The sequence below is a fragment of the Kitasatospora sp. NPDC059462 genome, assembly GCF_042749955.1.
Classification (GTDB): domain Bacteria; phylum Actinomycetota; class Actinomycetes; order Streptomycetales; family Streptomycetaceae; genus Kitasatospora.
This window is the reverse complement of record NZ_JBHYUU010000096.1, coordinates 1-15548: the sequence shown is the minus strand read 5'-3', so window position 1 is coordinate 15548 and position 15548 is coordinate 1. Positions and strand designations below refer to the sequence as shown.

Annotated in this window: 16 protein-coding genes; 6 read left to right on the top strand and 10 right to left on the bottom strand. The window is 74.9% G+C overall.

Going from position 1 to position 15548, the window contains the following annotated elements; translation table 11 throughout:
* Positions 1–34: 34 nt before the first annotated feature.
* From ACFXAM_RS23040 to ACFXAM_RS23020, 5 genes are all read right to left on the bottom strand, one after another.
* The gene (locus tag ACFXAM_RS23040) at positions 35–2020 is read right to left on the bottom strand and encodes an FUSC family protein (RefSeq protein WP_380294104.1); all 1986 of its coding nucleotides are present in this window, start codon (positions 2018–2020) and stop codon (positions 35–37) included.
* 1223 nt (positions 2021–3243) lie between these two features.
* Positions 3244–4560 carry an MFS transporter gene (locus tag ACFXAM_RS23035; protein WP_380294103.1) on the bottom strand — a complete coding sequence of 439 codons (1317 nt, stop codon included), beginning with the start codon at positions 4558–4560 and terminating at the stop codon, positions 3244–3246.
* Complete coding sequence (locus ACFXAM_RS23030) at positions 4557–5282, bottom strand: ArsR/SmtB family transcription factor (protein WP_380294102.1); 726 nt, start codon at positions 5280–5282, stop codon at positions 4557–4559. The genes ACFXAM_RS23035 and ACFXAM_RS23030 overlap by 4 nt, the downstream gene beginning before the upstream one ends.
* Before the next feature lie 98 nt (positions 5283–5380).
* Positions 5381–5761: a MerR family transcriptional regulator gene (locus ACFXAM_RS23025; RefSeq protein ID WP_380294115.1), complete on the bottom strand. Its 381-nt coding sequence runs from the start codon at positions 5759–5761 to the stop codon at positions 5381–5383.
* Positions 5762–5883: 122 nt separating this feature from the next.
* On the bottom strand, positions 5884–6903 hold the full coding sequence (locus ACFXAM_RS23020; protein WP_380294101.1) for an MDR family NADP-dependent oxidoreductase: 1020 nt from the start codon (positions 6901–6903) through the stop codon (positions 5884–5886).
* Between the two features lie 242 nt (positions 6904–7145).
* On the opposite strand from ACFXAM_RS23020, the gene ACFXAM_RS23015 reads away from it, so the two are divergent.
* A complete protein-coding gene (locus ACFXAM_RS23015; RefSeq protein ID WP_380294100.1) occupies positions 7146–7889 on the top strand; it encodes a PIG-L deacetylase family protein in 744 nt (247 codons plus the stop codon).
* Positions 7890–7893: 4 nt separating this feature from the next.
* Here the strand turns inward: ACFXAM_RS23015 and ACFXAM_RS23010 are convergent, their stop codons facing one another.
* The 4 genes from ACFXAM_RS23010 to ACFXAM_RS22995 all read right to left on the bottom strand — a co-directional run bounded on the left by ACFXAM_RS23010 (position 7894) and on the right by ACFXAM_RS22995 (position 11015).
* Positions 7894–9021: a PP2C family protein-serine/threonine phosphatase gene (locus ACFXAM_RS23010; RefSeq protein WP_380294099.1), complete on the bottom strand. Its 1128-nt coding sequence runs from the start codon at positions 9019–9021 to the stop codon at positions 7894–7896.
* Positions 9022–9050: 29 nt separating this feature from the next.
* A complete protein-coding gene (locus ACFXAM_RS23005) occupies positions 9051–9863 on the bottom strand; it encodes a DedA family protein (RefSeq protein ID WP_380294098.1) in 813 nt (270 codons plus the stop codon).
* Positions 9864–9915: 52 nt separating this feature from the next.
* Positions 9916–10110 (bottom strand): DUF1918 domain-containing protein, encoded by a 195-nt coding sequence (locus ACFXAM_RS23000; RefSeq protein ID WP_380294097.1) that lies wholly within the window; start codon positions 10108–10110, stop codon positions 9916–9918.
* A gap of 191 nt (positions 10111–10301) precedes the next feature.
* The gene (locus ACFXAM_RS22995) at positions 10302–11015 is read right to left on the bottom strand and encodes a TetR/AcrR family transcriptional regulator (protein WP_380294096.1); all 714 of its coding nucleotides are present in this window, start codon (positions 11013–11015) and stop codon (positions 10302–10304) included.
* Positions 11016–11171: 156 nt separating this feature from the next.
* Here ACFXAM_RS22995 and ACFXAM_RS22990 point away from each other — a divergent pair, with 156 nt between their 5' ends.
* Positions 11172–11738 (top strand): hypothetical protein, encoded by a 567-nt coding sequence (locus ACFXAM_RS22990; protein ID WP_380294095.1) that lies wholly within the window; start codon positions 11172–11174, stop codon positions 11736–11738.
* A 114-nt stretch (positions 11739–11852) separates the two neighbouring features.
* Here the strand turns inward: ACFXAM_RS22990 and ACFXAM_RS22985 are convergent, their stop codons facing one another.
* Positions 11853–12338 (bottom strand): MarR family winged helix-turn-helix transcriptional regulator, encoded by a 486-nt coding sequence (locus tag ACFXAM_RS22985; protein WP_380294094.1) that lies wholly within the window; start codon positions 12336–12338, stop codon positions 11853–11855.
* Positions 12339–12552: 214 nt separating this feature from the next.
* Here ACFXAM_RS22985 and ACFXAM_RS22980 point away from each other — a divergent pair, with 214 nt between their 5' ends.
* From ACFXAM_RS22980 to ACFXAM_RS22965, 4 genes are all read left to right on the top strand, one after another.
* Entirely contained in the window at positions 12553–13746 is a 1194-nt protein-coding gene (locus ACFXAM_RS22980; RefSeq protein ID WP_380294093.1) for an MFS transporter, read from the top strand.
* 78 nt (positions 13747–13824) lie between these two features.
* Positions 13825–14244, top strand: coding sequence for a heme-binding protein (locus ACFXAM_RS22975; RefSeq protein ID WP_380294092.1), 420 nt, complete (start codon positions 13825–13827; stop codon positions 14242–14244).
* The gene (locus tag ACFXAM_RS22970) at positions 14241–14588 is read left to right on the top strand and encodes a nuclear transport factor 2 family protein (protein ID WP_380294091.1); all 348 of its coding nucleotides are present in this window, start codon (positions 14241–14243) and stop codon (positions 14586–14588) included. Before ACFXAM_RS22975 ends, ACFXAM_RS22970 begins: the two co-directional genes overlap by 4 nt.
* 11 nt (positions 14589–14599) lie before the next feature.
* Positions 14600–15430, top strand: a complete 831-nt coding sequence (locus ACFXAM_RS22965; RefSeq protein ID WP_380294090.1) for an aldo/keto reductase — start codon at positions 14600–14602, stop codon at positions 15428–15430.
* Positions 15431–15548 lie beyond the last annotated feature (118 nt).

The following is a 15548-nucleotide window of genomic DNA, read 5'->3' as shown; positions in this document are numbered from 1 at the left end:
GGCGCGCCCGGCCCCGGCCGGCCTGTCGCGCGGGTCAGCCCAGGACCGGGGACGCGATGGCGCAGGCCGCGCGGACCTCGCGCCGCAGCGGCCCGAGGACGTCGTCCGCGGCGCCGTGGGCGGCGGCGGGCCCCTCCTCGGGGGCCGGCAGCGGCGTGCCCGTGCGCAGCGCCTCGGCCAGGGCGGCGAGGTCGGCGGCGATGGCGGCGACCTCCTGCGGCGGCGGTGCCGGCACCCCGTGCTCGACCCGGACCCGGGTCGCGGTGGTCGCCTCCACCACCCGTTCCACCGCGATCACCAGCGGCCACCACGCCGCCGCCCGGGTGCCGACCGGCGGCGGCTCGGTCAGTGCGCGCTGGAACTCGGAGCGGACCGCCGAGAGGTCCCGGTAGAGCCGGCGCCGTCGGCGCGGCCGGGACGGCTGATCGCGCCCGGGGGCGGCGGCGAAGGCCAGCGCCACGTACGCGGAGGCGTCCGCCACGGCGTCGGCCAGCCGGTCGCCGATCCGGGTATGCCAGGACTCCGGCCAGCACAGGTAGCCGGCCAGCAGCGCGATCCCGCAGCCGATCAGCGAGTCGTACAGCCGGGGCAGCACCAGCCCGAAGCCCTGGTGGTTGAGCAGGTCGGAGAGCAGCAGGATGACCGGGGTGATGGCGGCGGTCTGGAACGCGTACCCCTTGGCCGAGAACGCCGGGATCAAGGTTGCCAGCACCGCGACGGTCGGTACGTCCCACCAGCCGCGCGGGACCTCGGCGAGTACCGGGATGGCGATCACCAGCCCGAGGGCGGTGCCGAAGGCGCGCAGCACGGCGCGCGAGAACACCGAGCCGAAGTCCGGCTTCAGGACGAAGGTGACGGTCAGTGCGACCCAGTAGGAGCGGGGCACCGGCAGCACCGAGACCAGCACCTGGGCGAGGCCGATGCAGAGCGCCAGCCGCAGGCCGTAGCGCCAGGACGCGCCGGAGAGCAGCGCTGCCCGGGCCGCGCGCCGGGCCCGCTCGCCGGGGGCGGCGGGGCTGCCGAGCCGGTCGGGGACGTCCGCGCGCCCGGGCTCGGCGCCGACCGCGGCCGCGTACCGCAGGGCCTGGTCCAGCGCGCGTTCGGACGGTCCGGTGGGCGCGGGCAGGTCGAGGAAGGCGGCGGGGTCCTCGCCCGGTGCCGGGGCGGCGCGGCCGCGCTCGACGGCGTCGGCCAGCGCCAGCACGGCGGCCGGGTAGGCCTCCGGCAGCGGGCCGAGCCGGGCGGCCGGACGCAGTTTGGCGGCGGAGGCCGCCTCGACGACCGGCATCAGCGCGTTGAGCCGGGCGATCAGCCGGGCCAGCCCGGGGGAGCGGCCGTGCCGGCGGGTGCGGTGGGCGAGCAGCAGGTCGTAGGAGGAGTTGAGCGACTGGGTGACGGCCAGCCGCCGTTCGTCGTGCTCCGGGGTGCCGGCGGCGCGGACGAACGCGGCGACCGCCCGGTAGCTGCCCGCCACCGCCGCCCGCTCCGGCACGCCGCTGCGCAGCGGCCAGGCGAACAGGGTGAGCAGCAGCACCACGGCCCCGCCGGCGAGCAGCAGCAGCGGCGCCTTCCACCACGGGTGCGGCATCGGCAGACCGGCCCCGACGACGGCGTTGAGCAGGAGCAGCAGGCCGGAGACGGAGGCGACCGAGCCGATCGAGGAGATCATCCCGGAGACCAGCGCGACCATCGTCAGGACGGCGACGGCCGTCCAGTCGCGCCCGAACACCAGGGTGCCGAGCGCGACGCCGACGGCACCGAACAGCTGGGGCACGGCGATGTTGAAGACCCGCATCCGGTAGGCGTCGGCGGTGTCACCGATGACGGCGGACAGCGCGCCCATCGACGCCAGCGCCCCGTATGCCGGCCGCCCCGCTGCCAGCCCGACGGCCAGCGGCGCCGCCAGCCCCGCCGCGGCCCGGGCCACGGCCGCCCACGGCACCGCCGCCGGCTGCGGCCGCATTCCGGCGGTCAGCCACTTCGGAGGGGCGAGCCGGCCGCCCGGCGTGTCCTGTGCCATGGCGTCAACCTACGGCGCCCGCCCGCCCCCACCCGGTCGCGGCGCGCGCGGGTGGGCGGCTGGCGGCCTGGGCCGGGGCCGCTGTGGCGCTGCTTCCGGGTGTGGCCGCGTTTCGGCGGTCGGCTTTTTCGGAGGGGTGGGTCTGGTTGCCTGGCGTGTCCTGTGTCATGGCGCCGGTCCGACGGTCGGTGGCGCGCGCGGGTGCGCTGCTGCGGCTCGGGGCGGCCGTGGCACGACTTCCGGCTGTGACCGTGTTCCGGTGGTGGGCCCTTCCGGACGGGAGGGTCCCCGTGTCATGGCGCCGGCCTGATGGTCGGTGGCTCGCGCGGGTGCGCTGCTGGCGCCCTGGGCCGGGGCTGCCGTGGCACTGCGTTCGGCTGTGGTCGTGTTCCGGTGGTCGGCTCGTCTGGAGGGGTGGGTCTGGTTGCCTGGCGTGTCCTGTGTCATGGCGACGGCCTGACGGTCGGCGGCGTGCGCGGGTGGGCTGCTGGCGGCCTGGGCCGGGGTGGCCGTGGCGCTGCTTCCGGGTGTGGCCGCGTTCCGGTGGTCGGCCCTTCCGGAGGGGAGGGTCGGTCGCCCGGCGCGTCCCGTGTCATGGCGCCGGTCCGGCAGTCGGCGGCGCGCGCGGGTGGGCGGCTGGCGGCCCGGGCCGGTGCCGCCGTGGCACGACTTCCAGCTGCGGCCGCGTTTCGGCGGTCGGTTCTTCCGGGCGGAGGGGGCCGGCCGCCCGGCCTGTCCTGTGCGATGCCGTCAACCTACGACGCCGGCTCGCCCGCCCGGATCCGCCGATCGCCTGACGGCCGGGCAGGTGGGAGGGGCAGGGCCGGCACTCCGGAAGTCGGGATGTTCCCCGTTGCGCGCCGACGTGGGAAGGGACTGCGGGCTGCGGGGCGGGGCCCTCGCCCGGCAGCCGTCGGGCGGAGGGCTGTCGGCGGGGTGGCTTCCGGGGCCTCCGCGCCTCTGGCCGACGGGGGGCAGGGCGAGCGCCGCCAGCGGCACCCCGGCGGTGGTGATCCACAGGGCGGGGCGCAGAGCGGGCGCGGCGCCGGTGCCTCCCCGCCGGACCGTGCCTCCGTCGGCCACCGACTTCGCTCGGGCGTGCCGGTGGGCCCGGGATCACCTCGGTGATCACCGGGCCGTGGGCGGTGGCGAAGGCTCGCCGACGAGCGGGGGGTGCTGCCCTGGTGACGCCTGCGGTGGCGCTCCCCTCGGCCGGCGGCCGGTCAGGCGGTGGTGGCGGACTCGGGGGCCGGGGCCGGGGCCGGGACCGGGACCGGGGTGTCGGCGGAGCGCGGGGTGGTGGGCAGGTCGCGAGTGCGGCCGACGGGGGAGAGGAGCAGGACGAGCGCAGCCAGTGGCACGCCGGCGGTGGCGATCCACAGGGCGGGACGCAGACCGATCGCGGTGCCCAGGACGCCGGCCAGCAGGGCACCGAGCGGGATGGTGCCGAAGCCGAGGACGGCTCCGCTCGCGCTGATGCGGCCGAGCAGCTCGGGCGGGCAGTAGCGCTGCTGGAAACCCGCCTTGATGATGTTTCCGGCCACCACGCCGACCGAGATCGCGAACCCGCCCGCGGCGAAGCAGAGCACGCCCGCGCCGGGACCGGTGAGCGGGATCAGCAGGGCGAGCGAGGGCACGCCCAGCTCGAAGAGGATCATCGCGCGGGCCGTGCCGATCCGCGCGGCGACCCGGCGGGCCACGAAGGCTCCGAGGACGCCGCCGCTGCCGACCGTGGCGATCAGCGCGCCGACGGTGCCCGGCGCGAGTCCGACCTCGCGGACCAGGAAGGCGACCTGGATCGACTGGTAGCCCATCAGCGCCAGGTTGGACGCCGCGCCGAACAGGGCGAAGCTGCGCATCCACGGATCCCCGGCGAGCAGCCGCAGGCCCTCGCCGACCTCGCGGCGCAGCGACCGGTCGGCGGCCGGCCGGGGCGGCGTCTCGCGGTGCCGGATGCGGCCCAGGCAGAGCAGCGAGACCAGGAAGGTCGCGGCGTTGGCGAACATGCCGTTGGCGGCGCCCGCGAGTTGGGCGATCAGGCCGCCGGAGCCGAGGCCGACGATCTGGGCGGCGGAGGCGCTGCCGTGCAGTTTGGCGTTGCCCTCGGGCTGGTCGGCGGGGGAGAGCAGGTCGGGCAGGTAGGCGGTGTAGGCGGTCTGGAAGAAGACGGCCGCGGTGCCGGTGAGCAGGGCGACGGCCAGCAGCAGTCCGACGCTGAGCCGGCCCGCCCACCCGGCCACCGGGACGGCGGCGAACAGCGCGAGCGAGACGCCGGCTGCCGTCAGCATGACCGGACGGCGTCGTAAGCGGTCCACCCAGACGCCGACCGGCAGGCCCATGACCAGCCAGGGTGCCCAGGAGGCGGCGCTCAGCAGGCCGATCTCGAAGGTGGAGGCGTGCAGTTCGGAGACGGCGATCAGCGGCATGGCGACGCCGGTGACGGAGGAGCCGAACTTGCCGGCCGTCTCGCCGCACCAGAGCAGCCGGAAGTCGCGGTGACGGCGCAGCAGGCTGCGGGGGGCGGTGGCGTCGGGGCTCATTCGGCGCTCCCCTGCGGGTCGTCGGTGCGCCCGGTGTCGGTGTTGCCGGCATCGGTGCGCCCGTCGTCGGTGCGCCCGGTGTCGGCGCTCCCGGCGTCGGCCGGGCGGGCGGGGTAGCGGCGCCGCGGGAAGGACTGGAGCTGGACGACGACCGGCAGCGCGGTCGGGTCCGGCTCGGTGTTCTCGTCCGGCAGGTGGCGCCGGATGACGGCGAACAACTCGTCGTTGAGCGACGCGAGCTGGTCCGGCGTCATCCACATCCGGCTCCAGTCCGAGATGGTGCCGGCGTTGCGCCACTCGTCCGGCCAGTCCTCGGCGATGTAGGTGTTGATCCGGTTGAAGTACTGCCCGAGGAGCTCGTGCAGATAGAGCGAGACCGCGCCGCGGGTGTCCGGGTCGTCCTGGAAGTCGGTGGTCTCCAGCCGGTTGGTGACGGGGACGCGCCGCCACCAGCGTTCGCGCTTGGTGCCACGGCCGGTCTCCTCCTCGATGAACCCGTGTTCGGCGAGGTGGCGCAGGTGCCAGCTGACGGTGCCGGTGTTCTCGCCGAGCCGTTCGGCCAGCCGGGTGGCAGTCGCCGGGCCGTCGAGGTTCAGCAGCTCGAAGATCTTCATCCGCAGCGGGTGGGCGAGCCCGCGCAGGCTGCGCGCGTCGAGCCGGCGCGCGGGCCGCTCGGGCGGTTCGGTGGTGGGTTCTTCGGGCGACGGTTCTTCGGTGGGCATGCTCGAATCGTAGGGTGCAGAGAGTTCTCTGCATAGAGGTCTCTGCAGAGAACTCTCTGCACGTTGCCCGATGGTTATGGAGTACGGCGTTCGACGGCCTACGGCGTGGCGGCCCCGGTGTGGCGGGCCAGGCTCTCGCGCAGCCGGGTCAGCCGGGCGATCTCCGCGTCCAGGGCGGCGAGGCGCTGCTCGATCACCGGGGCGAAGGTGTCCGGCCCGAACTCACCGGTGGACGCGCAGCTGCGCGGCGGGTCCTCGGCGAGCATGTCCAGCCGGTGCACCCGGCTGACGAGGTCGTCGACGGTCAGCCCGAGCGCCAGCAACGCCCGGATCACCCGCACCCGGCTCACCGTCTCGGGGCCGTACTCGCGCTGGCCGGACACCGTGCGGGTGGGCGGCGGCAGCAGGCCCCGCTGTTCGTAGAAGCGCAGCGCCCGCGGTGTGGTGCCGGCGGCGGCCGCCGCGTCGCCGATCCTCATCCGTCCTGTCATCCGCCCCTCCCCGAGCGTCCTGCCGCCCCGCCCACCGGTGCTCCGGTCGTCCGGCGTCCGGCGCCCGGCGTCAGGCGTCCTGCGTCCGGTCGCCGGACCGTCCGGGCGGTCTACAGTTCGACGACCATGGTGCCGAAGACGTCCCCGTCGATCAGCCGGGACAACGCCCCGGGGGCCTGCTCGATGCCCGGGAGGACGGTCAGGGGGACGGTCAGTTCGCCGGTGCGCAGCCACCCGGCGAGCCGCTCGCGCCACTCCGGTTCGAGCTCCGCGTACCGCTGCCCGCTCACGCCGTGCACGGTGACGTTGCGGACGAGCAGCCGGAAGCTGTCCACCACGGTCGGAGCGTCGGCGCCGCTGCGGGCCGGGTCCAGCTGCCCGGCGAGTGCCCCGATCAGCGCGAACCGCGCGTCCGGGCGGGCGGCGTCGACGGCCGCCGTGAGCTGCTCGCCGCCGACCATGTCCAGCAGCACGTCGATGCCGTCCGGGGCGGCGGAGGCGAGCTGGTCGGCGATCGGGCCCGCCCCGCGCACCAGCACGGCGTCGAAGCCGAACTCCTCGGTCAGCCGCTTCGCCTTGGCGGCCGAGCCGGTGGTGCCGATCACCCGGGCCGCCCCGAGCAGCCGGGCCACCTGCCCGGACACCGCGCCGACCGCCCCCGCCGCGCCGGTGACCAGGACGACGTCGCCCGGCCGCACCGCCGTCGCGCGGGTCAGCGCGCCGTAGCCCACGAGGCCGGGGGCGAGCAGGGTGAGCGGGTCGGGGAACCCGTCGTCCACCCGGGTGAACGCGCCCGCCTCGGCGACCGCGTGGTCGCGCCAGCCGAGCAGATGGGTGACCAGGTCGCCGGGGCGCAGCGGCCCGTCGGCGGGCGCGGCCAGCACCTCGCCGAGCGCGGGTCCGAGCAGTGCGTCGCCCGGCCGGATCGTGAGGGGCGCGTCGCTCAACGCGCCGCCGACCAGGGTGCGCAGGGCGGGGAACACCACGAAGGCCCGGTTGCGGACGAGGACCTGGTCCGCGGCCGGGGCGGGCAGCGGGGCCTCGGCCAGGGCGAAGCTGTCGGGGGTGGGCAGGCCGTCGGGCGCGGCGACGAACCGGACCTCGCGGACGGTGCTGGGGAAGGATGGCATGAGCGGACTCCAAGGTGAGAGGACGTGAGGGTGCGAGGACGCTAATCCCTGCCCCACGCGTCAGGGGCAAGTCCGCCGCCCCGCCACCCCGTCGCCTCGCTCGACGTGATCACCCGGCGGGCGGTTCGGTGATCTTCTAGAGTCGCGTGCGGCACGACCGAACCACCGAACGGCCGGACCACCGAACGACCGAACGGCCGAACGACGGCACCCGCCGGCATCACGGAGAGGCAAGCACCACCATGACCGAGCAGCAGGCACCCGCGCCCTTCGAGCCCGTCGACGAGGACTGGCAGACCGCCCTGGTCGTCGTCGCCCACCCCGACGACATGGAGTACGGCGGGGCCGCCGCCGTCGCCCGCTGGACGGACCAGGGCAAGAAGGTCGTCTACGTGATGGTCACCAGCGGCGAGGCCGGCATCGACGGCATGGACCCCGAGCGGTGCGGCCCGCTGCGCGAGGCCGAGCAGATCGCCTCCGCCGCCGTCGTCGGCGTCGACACCGTCGAGTTCCTCGGTCACCCGGACGGCGTCGTCGAGTACGGCCTGCCGCTGCGCCGCGACATCGCCCGGGTGGTGCGCCGGCACCGCCCGGACATCGTCATCACCAGCAACTTCCGCGACACCTGGGGCGGGGTCTTCCTCAACCAGGCCGACCACATCGCCGTCGGCCGGGCCACCCTGGACGCGGTGCGGGACGCGGGCAACCGCTGGGTCTTCCGCGAGCTGGTCGACAAGGGCCTCGAACCGTGGAACGGGGTGCGGCAGATCTGGGCGGCGTCCTCGCCGGATTCGGCGCACGCGGTGGACACCACCGACCACTTCGACCGGGGCGTCGCCTCGCTGGAGGCCCACAAGGCGTACCTCGCCGGTCTCGGCGGCGCGATGGCGGACGCCCGCGGCTTCCTGGAGGGCGCCGGCCGCGGCGCGGGCACCCGGCTGGGGACGCGCTTCGCCGTCGCCTTCGAGGTCTTCCCGCTGAGCTAGCCGGCTAGTCCACCGGTTCGGTGGTGCCGGGGTTGCGGCGCAGCACGAGGATCGTGAGGTCGTCCCGACGCCGGCCACGGCTGTGGCGGTGGACGTCCTCGTCGAGGGCCTCGGGGAGCTGGTCCGGGGTGCGGTCGCCCAGGGCGAGGAGCCGCCGCTCGACCGGGTAGAAGACGCCGTCGCGGTCCGCGGCCTCGGTGACCCCGTCGGTGAGCAGCAGCAGCGTCCCGTCGCGGGGGAGGTCGAACCACTGGACGGTCCGCACCTCCCCGGCGAGATCGGCGAGCCCGAGCGGCACGCCGGCCGCCAGCGGGACGGCCTCCACGCGCCCGCCGACGAGCAGGTATGGGGCGAGGTGGCCGCAGTTGACGGCCTGCACGCCGGTGCGGCGGTCCAGGCAGTACACCGTCGCGGTGACGAAGCGCTCGGCCTCGCCGCTCTGCGCCGCGTACGTGTTGTGCCGGGTGACCGCGTCCTCCAGGGCGAGGGCGACGTCGGTGAGCGCGGGCTCGCGGAAGGCGGCCTCGCGGAACGCGCCGAGCACGGCGAAGCCGGTGCCGATCGCGGGCAGTCCCTTGCCCTGGACGTCGCCGATGACGACCCGGGTGCCGTAGGGGGTGTCCGCGATGTCGTAGAGGTCGCCGCCGACCATGGCGTCCTCCTCGATCGGCCGGTAGCGGCCGTGGAGCAGGACGTCGGAGGTCAGCGCCGGCAGCGGGCGCAGGAGTTGGCGCTGGAGGGCGACGGCGCTCTGCCGCATCCGGTACAGCTCGCGCTCGCGCCGGATCCGGCGCGCGCAGAGCAGCACCGCGACGGCGGAGGCGCCGACGACGGTGGCCAGCGTCAGCGCCCGGCCGTTGATCGACTCCGGGGGGAAGAACACCGAGCTGACGAGGATGACGGCGGTGACCCAGATCGCGGCGCCGACGGTCTGGGCGAGCGTGCCCAGACCGGCCAGCAGCGCGGGGACGAACACCAGCAGCAGGACGAGCCGGGCACTGGTGCCGCCCGCCGCCTGCGCGCCCAGGGCCACGGCGGTGGCCCCGAGGACGGCGAGGACGACGGTCCGGTTGGCGGGCGCCCGGTGCGTGTCCCCGCTCCCGGGGCCCGTGCGCCTCCCGACATCGGCCATCCTCGCCTCCCAGGTGATCGTTTCCAGGCTCACCGGCCGGGACGGCCGTCGCAACCGCGCCCGTCCGCCTCGTCCTCCCTCCCGCCCGCCCCTTCTCCGTCCCCTTTCCCGTCCCCGTTCCCTTCTCCGTCTCCTTCCGCGTCCGCCTCCCGCCCCCGGCGGCCGCGCAGCAGGTGGCGGGCGAGCAGGAGACGGACGGCGAACAGCACGGCCAGGGCGCCCAGCCCGATCAACAGCCACAGCTGGTAGCGCACGGCCGTCCGCCAGACCGTGCCCACGTGCGCGCCGGCCAGGTACCCGACGGTGGACCACACCCCCACCCAGAGCGCGGCGCCGAGCACGTTGAACGCCTGGAACCGCGGCCAGGGCATGCCGGTCGTCCCGGCGATGATGCCGTTGGTCTGCCGCAGCCCGTCGAAGAACCGGGCGACGGTCACCACCTTGCCGCCGTGCCGGGCGAAGAACACCTCCGCGCGGGCCGTCCGCTCCGGTGTGAGCAGCACGTACCGGCCCCAGCGGTGCACGAAGGCGCGGCCGCCGGTGGCGCCGATCAGGTGGCCCAGGGTGTTGCCGAGCACGGCTGCCCCGAAGGCGATCGCCACCACGGCGGCGAAGTCCAGGTGCCCGGTGCCCGCGAAGACGGCGGCCAGCACCAGGATGGTCTGCCCGGGCGCGGGGATCCCGCAGTTGTCGAGCAGGACGAACAGCGCCACCGCCGGGTAGCCGTACTGCTCCAGCACCGGTGCGAGCGCCGCCAGCGGACCCGGCAGGGCCGGGGCGCCGTCGCCGAGGGGCAGACCGCCACCGGGGAGCGGACCCTCGCCGAGGGGCGGACCGGGCAACAGCACGACTACCGCCCCGGGCCGGACCGGCACGGGGCGGTGGCCGGTGGCGTCAGCGGATCGCCTCGCGGGGTTCGATGTTGCAGTCCGGGCCCGGGTAGACGAGACCCGTGTGGCCGTCCTCGAAGCGGACCACGTACGGCGGTTGGCCGTCCTGGCCGCGCACCTCGACGATCTCGCCCTTCTGGTCGACCATGCCCACCGCCCGGCTGTGGATGTGGAGCTGGTCACCTACGGCTGCGTGCATGGTCTTGCTCCTCGGGGTGTGTGCGGACAGCGGGGACGGGGGCGCGGCCGTTGCCGCCCTCCTCCGTCCCACCGTGCTGCTGTCTCCACTGTGCTGCCCGCGCGCCCGGCCCGCAACGGCTCGCCACGGCCCGCGACGGCCCGCGACGGCTCGCCGGCCCCGGCCCGGGGCGCCCGTTCAGGGACGACCGTTCAGGGACGACCGAGCGGCCCGCCGACCTGCCCGCCGTGTTGCCCGCCGAGCTGGTCGACGAGGTAGCAGCGGACCAGCCGCTTGCATTCCGAGATCATCGCCGGGTCGCCGTCCGGGTCACAGCGGAAGGCGAGCTTGAGCACCGCGTCCGCCGCCTCCAGGGCCACCCGCAGGCCGAGCGTGAGGGCCGCCGGGTCGGCGGCCGCGAAGAGTTCGCCGCCGAGGGCCTGGAGCCGCAGCGCGACGGCGGTGTTGTTGTCGACCTCGGGGTCCAGCAGATGGCGGTCGGCGCGGACACCCCCCGGGACGGCCGGTCCGGCGAGCCCGAAGTCCACCTGCCCGAAGCCGGGAACCGTGCGCTTCATCGCGACGAACTCCTCCACCGCGAGATCGGTGAACCCGGCCGGTCCGACGGGTGCTCCGGACCGCAGCCGGTCGTCGAGCCGGTGCAGGTACTGGTCGAGGTTGCGCCCGGCGAGCGCGGCGAGGAGGTCCTCCTTGCCGGCGAAGAACTGGTAGAGGGTGCCGATCGGCACCCGCGCGCGCTGGGCCACCTCCTTGGTGGTGAGCGCCGCCGCCCCGGCCTCGTCGAGCAGTGCGGCGCAGGCGTCCAGGATCCGCCGGTAGCGCTCCTGGCTGCGCTGCTGCACCGGCCGTCGCCGCCCGGGGCCGGTCCGCCCGGAGACCGGGTGACTCCTCGTGTCCGCGCTCATGGGGCCACTGTGCCGCATCCGCCGTTCGGCGGGCCAATTCCGCGCGCCCTGCCCGCGCGCCTCCCCGCGCGCCCGCCGCACGTCCGCTCCGGACGTCCGCCGGCTGCGCCCCGGCTAGGCTCTGCGCTGATCACAGGGGCAGGGAGAGGAAGACAAGTGGGCCAGAAGATCATCCGGTTCTCGGACCTGACCGGCAAGCACGCGGAGAACGGCGACGACCTGGTGCGGATCGTCGTCCGCGAACACCCCGACCTGGTGGACGGCCCGGTCGAGATCGAGGCGCTCCCCGGTGAACTGGCCGGGGTCGCGGGCCTGGCGCTCGACCTGGTGACGGTCGAGCTGCACTACCCGGACGGCGACGAGCCGGAGACCGTCGTGATGACCGCCGAGGCGTTCGACCGGCTGGCCACCGCCGCGCCGATGGCCGAGGTGCTGCGCGGCGCCGAGCGGGCCGCCCGCCCCGTCCCGGTCCAGAGCGCCCCGGCCGGTGCCGCCGCCTCCGCCCGCGAGCGGGTCAACTACGCGAGCCTGGAGCACGCCGGCCGCCCCCACAAGGGCCGCACCACCGACGCCGAGAAGCTGCTCGTCCAGCAGCACCTGGACGAGATCAACGCCCGCCTGACCGCCGAGGGCATCCGCGCCGTCGATCTCGGCAATCCCGAGCACGTCACCCGCTACGGCCTGGAGGACCTCGCCCGCACCCGCGGCGCCACCCTCGCCTGACCGCTCGACCGCTCGACCGCTCGACCGCTCGACCGCTCGACCGCCTGGCCGCCTGACCGTCGGCACGACGAAGCCCCGGGACCGCTCTCGCGAGGTCCCGGGGCTTCGTCGTGCTCAGTGCGCGGCGGCGGGCTCGGGGAGCCGTCGCGCCGTGTTCATCTCCTCGACGGTGGCGACCAGCGGGGCCAGCTCGGGGTTCCTGGCGGCCTCGTCCAGCGCCTCCCGGAGGGCGGCCTCGTTGGTCGGCCTGGCCGCTTCCAGCAGCTCCAGGCCGGGCCCGGTCACATCGGTGTAGATGCCGCGGCGGTCGGTCGCGCAGAGGTAGCGCGAGAGCAGGCCGCGGTCCTCCAGCCGGGTGACGAGGCGGGTGGTGGCGCTCTGGCTGAGCACCACCGCGTCGGCGACCTGCTTCATCTGCAGGTGCCCGCCCTCGCCGTCGTGCTGGCGGCTGAGCACGTCGAGCAACGAGTACTCGCGCACGCTCAGGTCGTGCCCGGTCTGCAGGGCGCGCTCGATGTGCGCCTCGATCCGGCCGGCCAGAAGGTAGAGGGAAGCCCAGCCGTTGGCGAGGGCGGTCAGCGCGGGGTCCGTGGCGGTCATGGGCGCGGCTCTCCTTTCCAGGTTGTTCGTTCTCCAGGATAAGCCCTGGCAGAGACTATCTGCCAACACGGGTATCCCGCTCATGCAAGTACTATCTACAGCAGGCGCCCGCCATCGGCGATGGACGGATGCCCGCATTTGCACTTTGCCCGCGCTTGCAACTATTGTCGGAGCACGTAAGGCGCAACAGCAACCGTATGGAAGGCAGTACACCATGCCTCTCGCGCTCCTGGCCCTGGCCATCGGGGCCTTCGGGATCGGTACGACCGAGTTCGTGGTCATGGGCCTGCTGCCCGAGATCGCCGGCGACTACGGCGTGTCCATCCCCTCCGCCGGCCTCCTGGTCACCGGTTACGCGATCGGCGTCGTCATCGGCGCCCCGCTGATGACGGTGCTCGGCACCCGGATCGGCCGCAAGACCATGCTCATGATCCTCATGGGTCTGTTCGTGGCGGGGAACCTGCTCTCCGCCGTCGCACCGACCATGGGTGTGATGCTCGTCGGCCGCATCGTGGCCTCCCTCGCCCACGGCGCGTTCTTCGGCATCGGCTCGGTGGTCGCCGCGGACCTCGTGGCCCCCGACAAGAAGGCCGGCGCCATCGCCACGATGTTCACCGGCCTGACCATCGCCAACATCGTCGGCGTTCCGCTGGGCACCTTCATCGGCCAGGCCGTCGGCTGGCGCTTCACCTTCGCCGTCGTCGCCGCGCTCGGCGTGGTCGGACTGCTCGGCATCGCCAAGCTCGTCCCCGCCCTGCCCCGCCCCGAGGGGGCCCACCTGCGCCGCGAGCTCACGGCGTTCCGCAACCCCCAGGTCCTGCTCGCCATGGCGATGACCGTCCTCGGCTTCGGCGGTGTCTTCGCGGCGATCACCTACATCGCCCCGATGATGACCCAGGTCGCCGGCTACTCCGACGGCGCCGTCACCTGGCTGCTGGTCCTGTTCGGCGTCGGCATGTTCCTCGGCAACCTGCTCGGCGGCAAGTTCGCCGACCGCAAGCTGATGCCGATGCTCTACGCCTCGCTCGGCGGGCTCGCCGTCGTCCTGGCCCTGTTCACCCTCACCGCCCACAACAAGATCCTCGCCGCGGTCTCCGTGCTGCTCGTCGGGGGGCTCGGCTTCGCCACCGTCCCGCCGCTGCAGAAGCGGGTCCTCGACCAGGCGCACGGCGCGCCCACCCTGGCCTCCGCCGTCAACATCGGCGCCTTCAACCTCGGCAACGCCCTCGCCGCGTGGCTCGGCGGGCAGGTCATCGCCGCCGGACTCGGCTACAGCGCCCCGAACTGGGTCGGCGCGCTGCTCGCCGGGGCCGCCCTCCTGCTGGCCGTCTGGTCCGCCGTCCTGGAGCGCCGTGCCCCCGTCCGGGAGGGCGCCGTCACCGCCGCTCCCGTCCCCGTCCACCACTGACCCGGTCCCGTTCCTTCCGGTCCAGTTCCCTTCGGTCCCGTTCCTTCCGGTCCCGTTCCTTTCAGGAGAAGCACCACCATGAGCACCACCCTCACCCCGCTGACCACCGCCGACGCCGAGACCCTCGTCGCCGCCGCCCGCCGCGCCGCCCAGGCGGCCGGGGTCGCGGTCAGCGTCACCGTCCTGGACGCGGGTGGCCACCTGCTCGCCTTCCTCCGCGACGACAGCGCCGTGCTGATCTCCGGGGAGACCAGCACCCGCAAGGCGTACACCGCCCTCCAGCTGGACGCCCCCACCGCCGACCTGGTCGACCTCGTCAAGCCGGACGGCCCGTTCCACACCCTGACCACCGCGCTCGACCGGCCGCTCCTCTTCATCGCCGGCGGCGTCCCGATCCACCGCGACGGCAAGCTCGTCGGCGCCATCGGCCTCGGCGGCGGCGCCCCCGAGCAGGACCACTCCTTCGCCACCGCCGCGCTGACGGCCCTCGCCCGGTGACCCGGACCCCGCAGGAGGTCTTCGCCGACCACGGGCAGCGCCTGGGCACGGGGGACCTCGACCACATCGCCGGGAACTACACCGAGGACGCCGTCCTCATCACCCCCCGGGGCGCGTTCCGCAGCCACGACGGGGTCCGGCGGGTCATCGGCCGCCTCCTGGCCGACCTCCCGGACGCCGACTGGCAGCTGGACCCGCAGTTCGCGGACGGGGTGCTGTTCCTCCAGTGGACCGCCGCCACCGCCACGCACCAGGTCACCGACGGCACCGACACCTTCGTCTTCCGCGACGGACTCATCGGCGCCCAGACCGTCCGCTACACCCTCACCGACCGCCCTCTCTGAAAGTGCGCACCATGAACAACCCCGTCATCCCCACCGTGAAGCTCAACAACGGCGTCGAGATCCCCCAGCTCGGCTTCGGCGTCTTCCAGGTCCCCGACGACCAGACCACCGCCGCCGTCACCGCCGCCCTGGAGGCCGGCTACCGCAGCATCGACACCGCCGCGATCTACGGCAACGAGAGCGGCGTCGGCCGCGCCCTGGCCGCCTCCGGTCTGCCGCGCGAGGAACTGTTCGTCACCACCAAGCTGTGGAACGCCGACCAGGGCTACGACGCCACGCTGCGCGCCTTCGACGCCAGCCTCGCCAAGCTCGGCCTGGAGCAGATCGACCTCTACCTGATCCACTGGCCCACCCCGGCCCGCGACCTCTACGCGGACTCCTGGCGGGCCGTCGAACGCCTCGCCGCCGAGGGCCGCATCCGTGCCGCCGGCGTCTCCAACTTCCAGCCCGCCCACCTCCAGCGCCTGCTGGACGACAGCGAGCTGGTCCCGGCCGTGAACCAGGTCGAGCTGCACCCCGGCCTCCAGCAGTCCGAGCTGCGCGCCTTCCACGCCGCGCACGGCATCGCCACCGAGGCCTGGAGCCCGCTCGCCCAGGGCGCCGTCCTGGACGACCCGGCGATCACCGCGATCGCCGCCCGCACCGGCAAGTCCGCCGCCCAGGTGGTGCTGCGCTGGCACCTCCAGCTCGGCAACATCGTCATCCCGAAGTCCGTCACCCCGGCGCGGATCCGCCAGAACCTGGACGTCTTCGACTTCCGGCTGACCGACGAGGACATGGCCGCCATCGCCGCCACCGACCGCGGCCTGCGCACCGGCCCGCACCCGGACCAGTTCAACTGACCGACCCCGTACCCCCCGGAAGCCCGCTGCGGGCCGGCCGCGGGCCCCCCCGCCGCGCGGCGGGCGGCCCGGTCCCGCACCGCCCGGGGGCCCCGCAGCCGCGCGGCCCGCACGCCGC

Coding starts and splice junctions, on each gene's coding strand:
- ACFXAM_RS23000 (WP_380294097.1), bottom strand. CDS start 10,110: ATGCACGCAGCCGTAGGTGACCAGCTCCACATCCACAGCCGGGCGGTG.
- ACFXAM_RS23030 (WP_380294102.1), bottom strand. CDS start 5,282: ATGCCCACCGAAGAACCGTCGCCCGAAGAACCCACCACCGAACCGCCC.
- ACFXAM_RS22975 (WP_380294092.1), top strand. CDS start 13,825: ATGAGCACCACCCTCACCCCGCTGACCACCGCCGACGCCGAGACCCTC.
- ACFXAM_RS23010 (WP_380294099.1), bottom strand. CDS start 9,021: ATGGCCGATGTCGGGAGGCGCACGGGCCCCGGGAGCGGGGACACGCAC.
- ACFXAM_RS23025 (WP_380294115.1), bottom strand. CDS start 5,761: ATGAGGATCGGCGACGCGGCGGCCGCCGCCGGCACCACACCGCGGGCG.
- ACFXAM_RS23040 (WP_380294104.1), bottom strand. CDS start 2,020: ATGGCACAGGACACGCCGGGCGGCCGGCTCGCCCCTCCGAAGTGGCTG.
- ACFXAM_RS22965 (WP_380294090.1), top strand. CDS start 14,600: ATGAACAACCCCGTCATCCCCACCGTGAAGCTCAACAACGGCGTCGAG.
- ACFXAM_RS23015 (WP_380294100.1), top strand. CDS start 7,146: ATGACCGAGCAGCAGGCACCCGCGCCCTTCGAGCCCGTCGACGAGGAC.
- ACFXAM_RS22980 (WP_380294093.1), top strand. CDS start 12,553: ATGCCTCTCGCGCTCCTGGCCCTGGCCATCGGGGCCTTCGGGATCGGT.
- ACFXAM_RS23035 (WP_380294103.1), bottom strand. CDS start 4,560: ATGAGCCCCGACGCCACCGCCCCCCGCAGCCTGCTGCGCCGTCACCGC.
- ACFXAM_RS23020 (WP_380294101.1), bottom strand. CDS start 6,903: ATGCCATCCTTCCCCAGCACCGTCCGCGAGGTCCGGTTCGTCGCCGCG.
- ACFXAM_RS22995 (WP_380294096.1), bottom strand. CDS start 11,015: ATGAGCGCGGACACGAGGAGTCACCCGGTCTCCGGGCGGACCGGCCCC.
- ACFXAM_RS22985 (WP_380294094.1), bottom strand. CDS start 12,338: ATGACCGCCACGGACCCCGCGCTGACCGCCCTCGCCAACGGCTGGGCT.